This is a genomic window from Streptomyces sp. NPDC059852 (genome assembly GCF_042731455.1).
Taxonomy (GTDB): domain Bacteria; phylum Actinomycetota; class Actinomycetes; order Streptomycetales; family Streptomycetaceae; genus Streptomyces.
Genome location: NZ_JBHWJK010000016.1, coordinates 107,908 through 121,369, shown reverse-complemented (window position 1 = coordinate 121,369; position 13,462 = coordinate 107,908). Strand labels below are relative to the sequence as shown.

The window sequence follows — 13,462 nt, the reverse complement described above, 5'->3', positions numbered from 1 at the left end:
GAACGCAAGACGTGAAGAGGATCTTCCGGGTTCCCGGGACGCTCTGTATCAGCCATTGATACGCGTCCACGGTGCCGGACGCGGGTCTGAGAGAATTGGGTACGTGATCTCCCGAATCGATCTGCGCGGCGACGCCCTCCCCGAGGGCCCCGCCCTGCGCGACCTGCTGCCCCGAGCCGACTTCGACGTCTCGGCCGCCCTGGAGAAGGTGCGTCCGATCTGCGAGGCCGTGCATCATCGGGGCGACGCGGCGCTGATCGACTTCGCCGAGAAGTTCGACGGGGTCAAGCTCGACCAGGTGCGGGTCCCCGCCGAGGCCCTGGACAAGGCCCTCGCGGAGCTCGACCCGGCCGTGCGCGCGGCCCTGGAGGAGTCCGTCCGCCGGGCCCGGCTCGTCCACCGCGAGCAGCGCCGCACCGCGCACACCACCCAGGTCGTCCCCGGCGGCTCGGTCACCGAGAAGTGGGTGCCCGTCGACCGCGTCGGCCTGTACGCGCCCGGCGGCCGCTCGGTCTACCCGTCGTCCGTGATCATGAACGTCGTCCCGGCCCAGGAGGCCGGCGTCGAGTCGATCGCGCTCGCCTCCCCGGCCCAGGCCGAGTTCGGCGGACTGCCGCACCCCACGATCCTCGCCGCCTGCGCGCTGCTCGGCGTCGACGAGGTGTACGCCGCCGGCGGCGCCACCGCCGTCGCGATGTTCGCGTACGGCACCGAGTCCTGCCCGCCCGCGAACATGGTCACCGGCCCCGGCAACATCTGGGTCGCCGCCGCCAAGCGCTACTTCACCGGCAAGATCGGCATCGACGCCGAGGCCGGCCCCACCGAGATCGCGGTCCTCGCGGACTCCACGGCCGACCCGGTGCATGTCGCCTCCGACCTGATCAGCCAGGCCGAGCACGACCCGCTGGCCGCCGCCGTCCTCGTCACCGACTCCGTGGAGCTCGCGGACGCGGTGGAGAAGGAGCTGGAGCCGCAGGTCGCGGCCACCAAGCACATCGACGACCGGATCGTGCCCGCCCTCAAGGGCAAGCAGTCCGCGATCGTCCTCGTCGACGGCGTCGACGAGGGCCTGCGCGTCGTCGACGCGTACGGCGCCGAGCACCTGGAGATCCAGACGGCCGACGCCGCCGCCGTGGCGGACCGCGTACGCAACGCCGGCGCGATCTTCATCGGCCCCTGGGCGCCGGTCTCCCTCGGCGACTACGCGGCCGGTTCCAACCACGTCCTGCCCACCGGCGGCTGCGCCTGCCACTCCTCCGGCCTGTCCGTCCAGTCCTTCCTGCGCGGCATCCACATCGTGGACTACACCCGCGACGCGCTCGCCGAGGTCGCGCACCACGTGGTGACGCTCGCGGAGGCGGAGGACCTGCCGGCCCACGGCGCGGCGATCAAGGCACGGTTCGGCTGGAAGGTACCCGAGAGCAAGTGACCCGCATCGACGACCTGCCCGTCCGGGACGAGCTGCGCGGCAAGTCCCCCTACGGGGCGCCCCAGCTGGACGTCCCCGTCCGGCTCAACACCAACGAGAACCCCTACCCGCTGCCCGAGGCCCTGGTCGAGCGGATCGCCGAGCGCGTCCGCGAGGCCGCCCGTGACCTCAACCGCTACCCCGACCGGGACGCGGTCGAGCTGCGCACCCGGCTCGCCGCGTACCTGACCGACACCTCCGGCCACCCGGTGGGCCTCGCCAACGTCTGGGCGGCCAACGGCTCCAACGAGGTCATCCAGCAGCTGCTGCAGACCTTCGGCGGCCCCGGCCGTACCGCGATCGGCTTCGAGCCGTCGTACTCCATGCACGCGCTCATCGCGCGCGGCACCGGCACCGGCTGGATCTCCGGCCCGCGCGACGACGACTTCACGATCGACCTCGCCGCCGCCGAGAAGGCGATCGCCGAGCACCGGCCCGACGTCGTTTTCATCACCACGCCCAACAACCCCACCGGCAGCGCGGTCCCGACCGAGACCGTCCTCGCCCTGTACGAGGCCGCGCAGGCGGCGAAGCCGTCGATGGTCGTCGTCGACGAGGCGTACGTCGAGTTCAGCCACGGCGACTCACTGCTGCCGCTGCTCGACGGACGGCCCCACCTCGTCGTCTCCCGGACCATGTCCAAGGCGTTCGGCGCCGCCGGCCTGCGCCTCGGCTACCTCGCCGCCGACCCCGCCGTGGTCGACGCCGTCCAGCTGGTCCGGCTGCCGTACCACCTGTCGGCCGTCACCCAGGCGACCGCCCTGGCCGCCCTGGAACACACCGGCACGCTGCTCAAGTACGTCGAGCAGCTGAAGGCCGAGCGCGACCGACTGGTCACCGAACTGCTCGCCATCGGCTACGAGGTCACCGCCTCGGACGCCAACTTCGTGCAGTTCGGGCGCTTCGACGACGCGCACGCCGTCTGGCAGAAGATCCTCGACCGGGGCGTCCTGGTCCGGGACAACGGCGTACCCGGCTGGCTGCGGGTCACCGCCGGCACCCCCGAAGAGAACGACGCGTTCCTCGACGCGGTCCGTGAACTGAAGAAGGAGCAGAGCGCATGAACCGCGTAGGACGTGTGGAGCGGGTGACGAAGGAGACGTCGGTCCTCGTCGAGATCGACCTCGACGGATCCGGCAAGGTCGACGTGGCGACCGGCGTCGGCTTCTACGACCACATGCTCGACCAGCTCGGCCGCCACGGCCTGTTCGACCTCACCGTCAAGACCGAGGGCGACCTGCACATCGACTCCCACCACACCATCGAGGACACCGCCCTCGCGCTGGGCGCCGCCTTCAAGCAGGCCCTCGGCGACAAGGTGGGCATCTACCGCTTCGGCAACTGCACGGTCCCGCTGGACGAGTCCCTCGCCCAGGTCACCGTCGACCTCTCCGGCCGCCCCTACCTCGTGCACACCGAGCCCGAGAACATGGCGCCGATGATCGGCGAGTACGACACCACGATGACCCGGCACATCCTGGAGTCCTTCGTGGCGCAGGCGCAGATCGCGCTGCACGTGCACGTGCCCTACGGCCGCAACGCCCACCACATCGTGGAGTGCCAGTTCAAGGCCCTCGCCCGCGCCCTGCGCTACGCCTCCGAGCGCGACCCGCGCGCGGCCGGCATCCTGCCGTCGACGAAGGGCGCGCTGTAACCCCATGAACGGGCTGTCCACCATCCTGATCGTCGTCGGCCTCTTCCTGGTCGGCGGCATCATCTCCTTCGCCAAGCAGCAGATGCCCAAGAGCCTCATCGTGCTGCTCTCCATCAGTGCCGCGCTGTGCCTCGTCGCCGGCGTCTTGAGGCTGGAGGTGTGGAATTGACCGCCAAGAACGTCGTGGTCTTCGACTACGGCTTCGGCAACGTACGTTCCGCCGAGCGGGCCCTCGCCCGCGCCGGGGCCGACGTCGAGATCACCCGTGACTTCGACAAGGCCATGAACGCCGACGGGCTGCTCGTGCCCGGCGTCGGCGCCTTCGCCGCCTGCATGCAGGGGCTCACCGACGCCCGCGGCGACTGGATCATCGACCGGCGGCTGTCCGGTGGACGCCCCGTCATGGGCATCTGCGTCGGCATGCAGATCCTCTTCGCGCGCGGCATCGAGCACGGCGTCGAGGCCGAGGGCCTCGGCGAGTGGCCGGGCTCGGTCGAGCCGTTGCAGGCCGACATCGTGCCCCACATGGGCTGGAACACCGTCGAGGCGGCGGGCGGCAGCGAGCTGTTCGCCGGCCTGGACGCCGACGCGCGTTTCTACTTCGTGCACTCCTACGCCGTGCACGACTGGAGCTTCCAGACCGAGAACCCGCTGATGACCGCCCCCAAGGTCACCTGGTCGACGCACGGCAAGCCGTTCGTGGCCGCCGTGGAGAACGGCGCCCTGTGGGCCACGCAGTTCCACCCGGAGAAGTCCGGCGACGCCGGTGCCCAGCTCCTCACCAACTGGATCGGAAGCCTGTAGAGACATGGCCAAGCTCGAACTCCTCCCCGCCGTCGACGTCCGCGACGGCCAGGCCGTCCGCCTCGTGCACGGCGAGTCCGGCACCGAGACCTCCTACGGATCCCCGCTGGAGGCCGCCCTCGCCTGGCAGCGGTCCGGCGCCGAGTGGCTGCACCTGGTCGACCTCGACGCGGCGTTCGGCACCGGCGACAACCGCGAGCTGATCGCCGAGGTCGCGGGGGCCATGGACATCAAGGTCGAGCTGTCCGGCGGCATCCGCGACGACGACACCCTCGCCGCCGCGCTCGCCACCGGCTGCACCCGCGTCAACCTGGGCACGGCCGCCCTGGAGAGCCCCGAGTGGGTCGCCAAGGTGATCGCCGAGCACGGCGACAAGATCGCCGTCGGCCTGGACGTCCGCGGCACCACGCTGCGCGGCCGCGGCTGGACCCGTGACGGCGGCGACCTCTACGAGACGCTGGAGCGCCTGAACAAGGAGGGCTGCGCGCGGTACGTCGTCACCGACATCGCCAAGGACGGCACCCTCCAGGGCCCCAACCTGGAGCTGCTGAAGAACGTCTGCGCGGCCACCGACCGCCCCGTCGTCGCCTCCGGCGGCGTGTCCTCGCTGGACGACCTGCGGGCCATCGCCGAGCTCGTCCCGCTCGGCGTCGAGGGCTCCATCGTCGGCAAGGCGCTGTACGCGAAGGCGTTCACGCTGGAAGAGGCGCTGGAGGCCGTGGCGTCATGACGTCCGAGCCCGTGCGGCGCGTGCAGAGCGGAAGCCCCTGGGAGGAGCCCTTCGGATTCGCGCGCGCCGTCGCGGCCGGCGACCGCGTCCTGGTGGGCGGCACCACCGCCTTCCGGGGAACGGCCCTGTACGGGGAGGGCGACCCGTACGAGCAGGCCAAGGTGGCCTTCACCGCCGCGCTGGAGGCGATCGCGGAGTTCGGGCTCGGCCCCGAGTCGGTCGTGCGCACCCGGATGTACCTGAGCCACCCGCGGGACGTGGACGAGGTGGGCCGCGCCCACAAGGAGATCTTCGACCAGGTGCGCCCCGTCACGACCCTGCTGGTCGTGGAGGGGTTCGTCGACCCGCGCATCCTGGTCGAAGTGGAGCTAGAGGCATACAGAGGAGCCGTGGATCAATGACCCTGGCGGTCCGAGTCATCCCCTGCCTGGACGTGGACAACGGCCGGGTCGTCAAGGGCGTCAACTTCCAGAACCTGCGCGACGCGGGCGACCCCGTCGAGATGGCCAAGGTGTACGACGCCGAGGGCGCCGACGAGCTGACGTTCCTGGACATCACCGCCTCCTCGGGCAACCGGGAGACGACCTACGACGTGGTGCGCCGCACCGCCGAGCAGGTGTTCATCCCGCTGACCGTCGGCGGCGGCGTCCGCACCGCCGAGGACGTGGACAAGCTGCTGCGCGCGGGCGCGGACAAGGTGGGCGTGAACACGGCCGCCATCGCCCGCCCGGACCTCATCCGGGAGATCGCCGAGCGCTTCGGCCGTCAGGTCCTGGTCCTCTCGGTGGACGCCCGCCGCACCCCCGCGGGCACCTTCGAGGTCACCACGCACGGCGGCCGCAAGGGCACCGGCATCGACGCCGTGGAGTGGGCGCACCGCGCGGCCGAGCTGGGCGCCGGCGAGATACTGCTGAACTCGATGGACGCCGACGGCACCAAGGACGGCTACGACCTGGAGATGATCCGGGCCGTGCGCAAGCACGTCACGATCCCGGTGATCGCCTCCGGCGGCGCGGGGAGGCTCGCCGACTTCACCCCGGCCGTCGAGGCGGGCGCCGACGCGGTCCTGGCGGCGTCGGTCTTCCACTTCGGCGACCTCAGGATCGGCCAGGTCAAGGACGCGCTGCGGGACGCGGGACACCCGGTCCGCTGACCCGGCGCCCCCCAGGGCTCAGATCCCGAGCTGCTTCGTCTCGTGCAGCTTGGCGATCGCGTCCTCGTCCCCGTCCAGCTCCACCTTCGCGGCGCTCTGACGGCCGTAGGCGAAGAGCAGCAGCTCGGAGGGGTCGCCGGTCACCGTGACCACCGGGGTGCCCCGGTGGGCGACCACCGTCTGGCCGTCGGGGCGGCGCAGCACCAGGCCCGTCGGCGCGCCCCGGCCCATCAGCCGGGCGGCGCGCTCCAGGCGGGACCACAGGGCGTCCTGGAAGACCGGGTCCAGCTCGCGAGGCGTCCAGTCCGGCTGCGCGCGGCGGACGTCCTCCGTGTGGACGTAGAACTCGATGGTGTTCGACGCCTCGTCGATCTGCTTGAGCTGGAAGGGCGAGAAACGCGGCGGGCCCGTCCGGATGAGCTGGATCAGCTCCTCGTACGGCTTCGCCGCGAACTCCTCCATCGCCTTGTCCAGGCGCGGCCCCAGCTGCTTGATCAGCATCGCGGCGGCCGCGTCGGGCCGGCGCTCGCGCACCACCACGTGCGCCGCGAGATCACGGGTGCGCCAGCCCTCGCAGAGCGTCGGGGCCTCGGGGCCCTCGGCCTCCAAGAGGTCGGCGAGGAGGAGTCGTTCACGCTGTGCGAAGGTCGACATGCTGTCAGCCTACGACCGCGTACCGGGTCCGCCCAGTGGACGCCGCCCGGAGCAGCCCGCCGCGCGCGGCACAATGGCAGGCATGACCACCAGCACGCCCCGCACGCCCAGTGGGCTGGACCCCGAGATCGCCGCACGCCTCAAGCGCAGCGCGGACGGGCTCCTGCCCGCCATCGCCCAGCAGTACGACACCCGTGAGGTGCTGATGCTCGGCTGGATGGACGACGAGGCGCTGCATCGCACGCTCACCACCGGCCGGTGCACCTACTGGTCGCGCAGCCGCCAGGAGTACTGGGTCAAGGGCGACACCTCCGGTCACGTCCAGTGGGTGAAGTCGGTCGCCCTGGACTGCGACGCCGACACGCTGCTCGTCCAGGTCGACCAGGTCGGCGCCGCCTGCCACACCGGAGCCCGGACCTGCTTCGACGCGGACGTGCTCCTCGGCGACGCCGCCACCGCCGCGCCCGCCGCGGATCAGTAGGGCCGGCCGCCATGGACCTCGAGACGTTCCGCAAGCTGGCCACCGACCGACGGGTCATCCCGGTCACCCGCAAACTCCTCGCCGACGGCGACACCCCGGTCGCCCTCTACCGCAAGCTGGCCGCCGAACGGCCCGGCACCTTCCTGCTGGAGTCCGCGGAGAACGGCCGCTCCTGGTCCCGGTACTCCTTCGTCGGCGTGCGCTCCGCCGCCACGCTCACCGAGCGCGACGGCTCGACCCACTGGCTGGGCACCCCGCCGGTCGGCGTCCCCGTGGACGGCGACCCGCTCGCCGCGCTGCGCGCCACCGTCGAGGCCCTGCACACCCCGCACCAGGAGGGCCTGCCGCCCTTCACCGGCGGCATGGTCGGCTACCTCGGCTACGACATCGTCCGCCGCCTGGAGAAGATCGGCCCCGGTGAACGCGACGACCTGAAGCTGCCCGAGCTGACCATGCTCCTCACCAGCGACCTCGCCGTCATGGACCACTGGGAGGGCTCGGTCCTGCTGATCGCCAACGCGATCAACCACAACGACCTCGACACCGGCGTCGACGAGGCGTACGCCGACGCCGTAGCCCGGCTGGACGCCATGCAGGCCGACCTCGTCCGCCCGGTCGCCCAGCCGCCCGCCGTCCTGCCGCCCTCGGAGCTGCCCGAGTACAGCGCGCTGTGGGGCGGCGAGGACTTCCAGGCCGCCGTCGAGGACATCAAGGAGCGCATCCGGGCCGGCGAGGCGTTCCAGGTGGTCCCCTCCCAGCGCTTCGAGACACCGTGCGCGGCGAGCGCCCTGGACGTCTACCGGGTGCTTCGGGCGACCAACCCGTCGCCGTACATGTACCTGTTCCGCTTCGACGGGTTCGACGTCGTCGGCTCCTCGCCGGAAGCCCTCGTGAAGGTCGAGGACGGCCGGGCCATGGTCCACCCGATCGCCGGGACCCGGTGGCGCGGGGCGACCCCGCAGGAGGACCAGGCCCTCGCCGACGAGCTGCTCGCCGACCCCAAGGAGCGCGCCGAGCACCTCATGCTGGTCGACCTGGGACGCAACGACCTCGGACGGGTCTGCGAGCCCGGTTCCGTCGAGGTCGTCGACTTCATGTCCGTCGAGCGCTACTCCCACGTCATGCACATCGTCTCCACGGTCACCGGCCGGGTCGCCGAGGGCCGTACCGCCTTCGACGTGCTGACGGCCTGCTTCCCGGCCGGCACCCTCTCCGGCGCGCCCAAGCCCCGCGCGATGCAGATCATCGACGAACTCGAACCGTCCCGGCGCGGCCTGTACGGCGGCTGCGTCGGCTACCTCGACTTCGCCGGCGACTCCGACACCGCCATCGCCATCCGTACGGCCCTGCTGCGCGACGGCACCGCCTACGTCCAGGCCGGGGCGGGCATCGTCGCCGACTCCGACCCGGTCGCCGAGGACACCGAGTGCCGCAACAAGGCGGCCGCCGTCCTGCGCGCCGTCCACACCGCGAACCGGCTGGCCTAGGGCCTCCGGCGGCCACGTGGCGTCAGTCACCCGAACCCCGGGTCACCGTTCGGGCGGGGTTCGGGTGATAGTGGAGTACGTGACTGCTGTTCCTCATCCCCGTTCCGAAGCCCCGGGCCCCGCCCGCGCGGGCCGTCTGAGTCTGGCCCTCGCCCTGCTGAGCGGGGCGCTCGGCGCGGCCGTGGCCCTGCTCGCCACCCGGCAGCGCTGGTCGGAGGGCACCGCCGCGGTGGCCGGCGGCTCCTTCCCCCTCACCGCCAAGGGCAGCGACGTCACCGGGGTCCCCGCGGCCCTGGCGATAGTCGGGCTCGCCGCGCTCGTCGCCGTCTTCGCCGTGCGCCGCGCCGGCCGCGTCCTGGTCGCAGCCCTGCTCGCGCTCTCCGGCGCCGGCACGGTCGCCGCCGCCCTGCTGGGCGCCTCCGACAGCTCCGCCCTCGACGAGCAGGCCGCGCGGGCCTCCGGCGACACCGCCGCCACCGTCGCGTCGCTCACCCACACCGCCTGGCCGTACGCCGCCGCGGCCGGCGGTGCCCTGATCCTGCTCGCCGGGCTCCTGGCCCTGCGCTACGGCCGGATCTGGCCCGGCATGTCCGGCCGCTACGAACGCAACGGCGCCCCGCGCCCGCGCCGCGCGGCCCGCCCCGCCGACCCCGACCGTCCCGAGGAGATCTGGAAGGCGCTCGACCGGGGCGAGGACCCCACGGGAGCCTGACGTCCGCGGCCGCGACCCCCGATGACCGCACGCGCGCGCGTGCGGGACAATGACCGGGAGCGACCGGCTCACCCCACGTACGACACGTACACGGCAACGAGGAGCAAGCAATGGCGGGCAGCAGCCACGGTCACACTTTGGCCGCCTGGACCGGTGTCACGATCGCCTTCATCGGGTTCTGCGTGGCGGGCGCCTTCATGGTGATGGCCCAGCCCGCGGGCTTCTGGGCCGGTATGGGCGTCGTGATCCTCGGCGGCATCGTCGGCTGGATCATGAGCGCCATGGGATTCGGGCAGCCCAAGGACGCCCACGAGCCGCACCTCACCACCGAGGAGCGCCAGGCGGCCGGCGCCAAGGGCTGACCACCGCGTGACGCACCGAGGGGCGACCCGGCACCGATGGAGTGCCCGGGGGCGCCCCTCACGCCGTGTCCGGGGCACAATGCTCGACGTGGACACCGACAGCCGCAGGACGCCGGCGACCGGCGCGGCCGCCCTCGCCCGCCGCGTGGCCGTCCCGGCGGGCGTGCTCGCGGCCGTCGCCGGGGCCTTCGCCTACGTCGGCGCGGTCGACCCGAACGAACCGGGCCACTACCCCGCCTGCCCCCTCCTGGAGTACACCGGGATCTTCTGCCCGGGCTGCGGCGGGCTGCGCGGCGCGCACGCCGTCGTGCACGGCGACCTCGCGGCGGCACTCCAGGACAACGCGCTCGCGGTGGCCGGTTACGCGCTCTTCGCCGTGCTGTGGACCGTCTGGGTGATCCGGTCCGTACGGGGCCGTCCGCTGCGGATCGATCTCGCGCCGGCGCACCTGTGGGCGGTGGGCGCCCTGACCCTGGTCTTCACCGTTGTCCGGAACTCGCCGTTCGGTGGCCGGCTGCACCCTTGATCAACCGATGGAGGTCCAGGTACTGGGACCGGCGTCAACCGGATGCGAGGGCTCGGCCCACCTCCGGATACCATCGCAGTGACCATCGGTTTTGAACCGCTTTCTCAGCCAACCGTCTGGAAGGGGGCCGCTCGCGTGAGTGTGCTCGACGAGATCATCGACGGAGTCCGTGCCGACCTCGCGGAGCGGCAGGCGCGCGTCAGCCTCGACGAGCTCAAGGAGCGCGCGGCGAAGGCCCCCGCGGCGAAGGACGGTGTCGCGGCGCTCCGCGGCGACGGCGTCAAGGTCATCTGCGAGGTCAAGCGCTCCAGCCCGTCCAAGGGCGCGCTGGCCGCGATCGCCGACCCGGCCGGGCTCGCCGCCGACTACGAGGCGGGCGGCGCGGCCGTCATCTCCGTCCTCACCGAGCAGCGCCGCTTCGGTGGCTCGCTGGCCGACCTGGAGGCCGTCCGCGCCCGCGTGGACATCCCGGTGCTGCGCAAGGACTTCATCGTCACGTCGTACCAGCTGTGGGAGGCCCGCGCGTACGGCGCCGACCTCGCGCTGCTGATCGTCGCGGCCCTCGAGCAGTCCGCCCTGGAGTCCCTGATCGAGCGCGCCGAGTCCATCGGGCTCACCCCGCTCGTCGAGGTCCACGACGAGGACGAGGTCGACCGCGCGGTCGACGCCGGTGCCAGGATCATCGGTGTCAACGCCCGCAACCTGAAGACCCTGGAGGTCGACCGGGGCACCTTCGAGCGCGTCGCGCCCGAGATCCCGGACAGCCTCGTGAAGGTCGCCGAGTCCGGCGTCCGCGGCCCGCACGACCTCATCGCGTACGCCAACTCCGGCGCCGACGCCGTCCTGGTCGGCGAGTCCCTCGTCACCGGCAAGGACCCGAAGACGGCGGTCTCCGACCTGGTGGCGGCCGGCGAGCACCCGGCACTGCGGCACGGCCGCGGCTGAGCACCGATAGAATCGCCCCGATGACGCCCACGACCACCACCACGGACCGGTACGCCCGCCTCGCGCGCGGCTGCCGCCCCCGTGGCTGCCGCGCGCCCGCCCGCCGGGTGCACGGCCGTCGCGTGCGCTACGTCATCGGAGACGAGCCCGGGCAGGTCAACGGACGGCGATGGCAGCGCCCCTTCTAGGGGCGCGGGGCTCTTGTCGACGTGCGGCTGCCGCCGCGCGGCGCGACCGGCCGAACACGGCCTGAGGCCGACCACCAGGCTCCGCCCCCACGGCGAATCGTGTTTTTCCATCAACACTCACCGTGAGGTACACGCATGCCCAGCGACTTCTTCATCCCCGACCCCGAGGGCCTCGTGCCCGACGTGCAGGGCTACTTCGGCGCGTTCGGCGGCAAGTTCATCCCGGAGGCCCTCGTCGCCGCCGTGGACGAGGTGGCCGTCGAGTACGACAAGGCCAAGCACGACCCCGAGTTCGCCCGTGAGCTCGACGACCTGCTGGTGAACTACACCGGCCGGCCCAGCGCGCTCACCGAGGTCCCGCGGTTCGCCGCGGAGGCGGGCGGCGCCCGTGTCTTCCTCAAGCGCGAGGACCTCAACCACACCGGCTCGCACAAGATCAACAACGTGCTCGGCCAGGCCCTGCTCACCAAGCGGATGGGCAAGACCCGGGTCATCGCCGAGACCGGCGCGGGCCAGCACGGCGTCGCGACCGCCACGGCCTGCGCCCTGTTCGGCCTCGACTGCACCATCTACATGGGCGAGATCGACACCCGGCGGCAGGCCCTCAACGTGGCCCGGATGCGCATGCTCGGCGCCGAGGTCATCGCCGTGAAGTCCGGCAGCCGCACGCTGAAGGACGCCATCAACGAGGCGTTCCGCGACTGGGTCGCCAACGTCGACCGCACCCACTACCTGTTCGGCACGGTCGCCGGACCGCACCCCTTCCCCGCCATGGTCCGCGACTTCCACCGGGTCATCGGCGTCGAGGCCCGCCGCCAGATCCTGGAGCGCGCCGGACGCCTGCCCGACGCGGCCATCGCCTGCGTCGGCGGCGGCTCCAACGCCATCGGCCTCTTCCACGCCTTCATCCCGGACGCCTCCGTCCGCCTGATCGGCTGCGAGCCGGCCGGGCACGGCGTGGAGACCGGCGAGCACGCGGCCACCCTCACCGCCGGCGAGCCCGGCATCCTGCACGGCTCCCGCTCCTACGTCCTCCAGGACGACGAGGGCCAGATCACCGAGCCGTACTCCATCTCGGCCGGACTGGACTACCCGGGCATCGGCCCCGAGCACTCCTACCTCAAGGACAGCGGACGCGGCGAGTACCGCGCGGTCACCGACGACGCCGCCATGCAGGCCCTGCGCCTGCTGTCGCGCACCGAGGGCATCATCCCGGCCATCGAGAGCGCCCACGCGCTCGCCGGAGCCCTGGAGGTCGGCAGGGAACTCGGCAAGGACGGGCTGATCGTCGTCAACCTGTCCGGCCGGGGCGACAAGGACATGGACACCGCCGCCCGCTACTTCGGGCTGTACGAGGAGGGCGCCGACGCCGAGGTCCCGGCCGACGCCGCCGACACCGCCGAGATCGAGGAGGACGCCCGATGAGCGGGAACATCCAGCTGCTGTCGGACACCCTCGCGGCCGCGAAGGCGGAAGGCCGGTCCGCGCTGATCGCCTATCTGCCGGCCGGCTTCCCCACCGTGGACGGCGGCATCGCGGCGGTCAAGGCGGCCCTCGAGGGCGGCGCCGACGTCGTCGAGGTCGGCCTGCCGCACAGTGACCCCGTGCTCGACGGCCCGGTCATCCAGACCGCCGACGACATCGCCCTGCGCGGCGGCGTGAGGATCGCCGACGTGATGCGCACGGTCCGCGAGGCCCACGCGGCCACCGGGAAGCCGATCCTCGTCATGACGTACTGGAACCCCATCGACCGCTACGGCGTCGAGCGGTTCACCGCCGAGCTGGCCGAGGCGGGCGGCGCCGGCTGCATCCTGCCCGACCTGCCCGTCCAGGAGTCGGGGCTGTGGAGGGAGCACGCCGACAAGCACGGTCTGGCGACCGTGTTCGTCGTCGCGCCGAGCAGCAGGGACGAGCGGCTCGCCGAGATCACCGCGGCCGGCAGCGGCTTCGTGTACGCCGCCTCCCTGATGGGGGTCACCGGCACCCGCGCGTCCGTCGGCGCGCAGGCGCACGAGCTGGTCGGCCGCACCCGGGCCACCGGCACCGACCTGCCCGTCTGCGTCGGCCTGGGCGTCTCCGACGCCGAGCAGGCCGCCGAGGTCGCCGGGTTCGCGGACGGTGTGATCGTCGGCTCGGCCTTCGTCAAGCGGATGCTGGACGCGCCGGACGACGCGGCCGGTGTCGAGGCCGTCCGCGCCCTCGCCGGCGAGCTGGCGGAGGGCGTGCGCCGGAAGGCGTAGCCGGTCACCGCGCCGGGCGCGGGACATCGTCGGAAGAAGGGCCTTCCGTACGAGTCCC

The 13,462-nt window shown here is 72.5% G+C and carries 18 protein-coding genes; 17 read left to right on the top strand and 1 reads right to left on the bottom strand.

Annotated elements, in window-relative coordinates; translation table 11 throughout:
* The first annotated feature begins 103 nt into the window (after positions 1–103).
* The 8 genes from hisD to hisF are packed head-to-tail and all read left to right on the top strand — an operon-like array spanning position 104 to position 5,809.
* A complete protein-coding gene (gene hisD, locus ACFV46_RS21395) occupies positions 104–1,429 on the top strand; it encodes a histidinol dehydrogenase (protein ID WP_385499247.1) in 1,326 nt (441 codons plus the stop codon).
* The gene (locus ACFV46_RS21390; RefSeq protein ID WP_385499245.1) at positions 1,426–2,532 is read left to right on the top strand and encodes a histidinol-phosphate transaminase; all 1,107 of its coding nucleotides are present in this window, start codon (positions 1,426–1,428) and stop codon (positions 2,530–2,532) included. The genes hisD and ACFV46_RS21390 overlap by 4 nt, the downstream gene beginning before the upstream one ends.
* A complete protein-coding gene (gene hisB, locus ACFV46_RS21385; RefSeq protein ID WP_037623339.1) occupies positions 2,529–3,122 on the top strand; it encodes an imidazoleglycerol-phosphate dehydratase HisB in 594 nt (197 codons plus the stop codon). The genes ACFV46_RS21390 and hisB overlap by 4 nt, the downstream gene beginning before the upstream one ends.
* A 4-nt stretch (positions 3,123–3,126) precedes the next feature.
* Positions 3,127–3,291, top strand: a complete 165-nt coding sequence (locus tag ACFV46_RS21380; protein ID WP_062675010.1) for a hypothetical protein — start codon at positions 3,127–3,129, stop codon at positions 3,289–3,291.
* Entirely contained in the window at positions 3,288–3,926 is a 639-nt protein-coding gene (hisH, locus tag ACFV46_RS21375; RefSeq protein WP_385499243.1) for an imidazole glycerol phosphate synthase subunit HisH, read from the top strand. The genes ACFV46_RS21380 and hisH overlap by 4 nt, the downstream gene beginning before the upstream one ends.
* A gap of 4 nt (positions 3,927–3,930) precedes the next feature.
* Positions 3,931–4,656 carry a bifunctional 1-(5-phosphoribosyl)-5-((5-phosphoribosylamino)methylideneamino)imidazole-4-carboxamide isomerase/phosphoribosylanthranilate isomerase PriA gene (gene priA / locus ACFV46_RS21370; RefSeq protein ID WP_385499240.1) on the top strand — a complete coding sequence of 242 codons (726 nt, stop codon included), beginning with the start codon at positions 3,931–3,933 and terminating at the stop codon, positions 4,654–4,656.
* Positions 4,653–5,057, top strand: coding sequence for a RidA family protein (locus tag ACFV46_RS21365; RefSeq protein WP_361930162.1), 405 nt, complete (start codon positions 4,653–4,655; stop codon positions 5,055–5,057). The genes priA and ACFV46_RS21365 overlap by 4 nt, the downstream gene beginning before the upstream one ends.
* On the top strand, positions 5,054–5,809 hold the full coding sequence (hisF, locus tag ACFV46_RS21360) for an imidazole glycerol phosphate synthase subunit HisF (RefSeq protein ID WP_361930159.1): 756 nt from the start codon (positions 5,054–5,056) through the stop codon (positions 5,807–5,809). Before ACFV46_RS21365 ends, hisF begins: the two co-directional genes overlap by 4 nt.
* A gap of 18 nt (positions 5,810–5,827) precedes the next feature.
* On the opposite strand, the gene ACFV46_RS21355 is transcribed toward hisF, so the two are convergent.
* Positions 5,828–6,463 (bottom strand): TIGR03085 family metal-binding protein, encoded by a 636-nt coding sequence (locus tag ACFV46_RS21355; RefSeq protein WP_376729562.1) that lies wholly within the window; start codon positions 6,461–6,463, stop codon positions 5,828–5,830.
* Between the two features lie 73 nt (positions 6,464–6,536).
* On the opposite strand from ACFV46_RS21355, the gene hisI reads away from it, so the two are divergent.
* From hisI to trpA, 9 genes are all read left to right on the top strand, one after another.
* The gene (hisI, locus tag ACFV46_RS21350) at positions 6,537–6,944 is read left to right on the top strand and encodes a phosphoribosyl-AMP cyclohydrolase (RefSeq protein ID WP_376729566.1); all 408 of its coding nucleotides are present in this window, start codon (positions 6,537–6,539) and stop codon (positions 6,942–6,944) included.
* 11 nt (positions 6,945–6,955) lie between these two features.
* Positions 6,956–8,431 carry an anthranilate synthase component I gene (locus tag ACFV46_RS21345; RefSeq protein ID WP_385499238.1) on the top strand — a complete coding sequence of 492 codons (1,476 nt, stop codon included), beginning with the start codon at positions 6,956–6,958 and terminating at the stop codon, positions 8,429–8,431.
* A gap of 70 nt (positions 8,432–8,501) precedes the next feature.
* Positions 8,502–9,143 (top strand): TIGR02234 family membrane protein, encoded by a 642-nt coding sequence (locus tag ACFV46_RS21340; RefSeq protein ID WP_361930149.1) that lies wholly within the window; start codon positions 8,502–8,504, stop codon positions 9,141–9,143.
* 110 nt (positions 9,144–9,253) lie between these two features.
* Positions 9,254–9,505: an HGxxPAAW family protein gene (locus ACFV46_RS21335; protein WP_361930147.1), complete on the top strand. Its 252-nt coding sequence runs from the start codon at positions 9,254–9,256 to the stop codon at positions 9,503–9,505.
* A 79-nt stretch (positions 9,506–9,584) separates the two neighbouring features.
* Positions 9,585–10,031: a DUF2752 domain-containing protein gene (locus tag ACFV46_RS21330; RefSeq protein ID WP_361930144.1), complete on the top strand. Its 447-nt coding sequence runs from the start codon at positions 9,585–9,587 to the stop codon at positions 10,029–10,031.
* A gap of 135 nt (positions 10,032–10,166) precedes the next feature.
* A complete protein-coding gene (trpC, locus tag ACFV46_RS21325; RefSeq protein ID WP_361930143.1) occupies positions 10,167–10,976 on the top strand; it encodes an indole-3-glycerol phosphate synthase TrpC in 810 nt (269 codons plus the stop codon).
* A gap of 20 nt (positions 10,977–10,996) precedes the next feature.
* On the top strand, positions 10,997–11,164 hold the full coding sequence (trpM, locus tag ACFV46_RS21320) for a tryptophan biosynthesis modulator TrpM (RefSeq protein WP_361930141.1): 168 nt from the start codon (positions 10,997–10,999) through the stop codon (positions 11,162–11,164).
* Between the two features lie 135 nt (positions 11,165–11,299).
* A complete protein-coding gene (trpB, locus tag ACFV46_RS21315; RefSeq protein WP_376729563.1) occupies positions 11,300–12,589 on the top strand; it encodes a tryptophan synthase subunit beta in 1,290 nt (429 codons plus the stop codon).
* A complete protein-coding gene (gene trpA / locus ACFV46_RS21310; protein WP_361930137.1) occupies positions 12,586–13,404 on the top strand; it encodes a tryptophan synthase subunit alpha in 819 nt (272 codons plus the stop codon). Before trpB ends, trpA begins: the two co-directional genes overlap by 4 nt.
* Positions 13,405–13,462 lie beyond the last annotated feature (58 nt).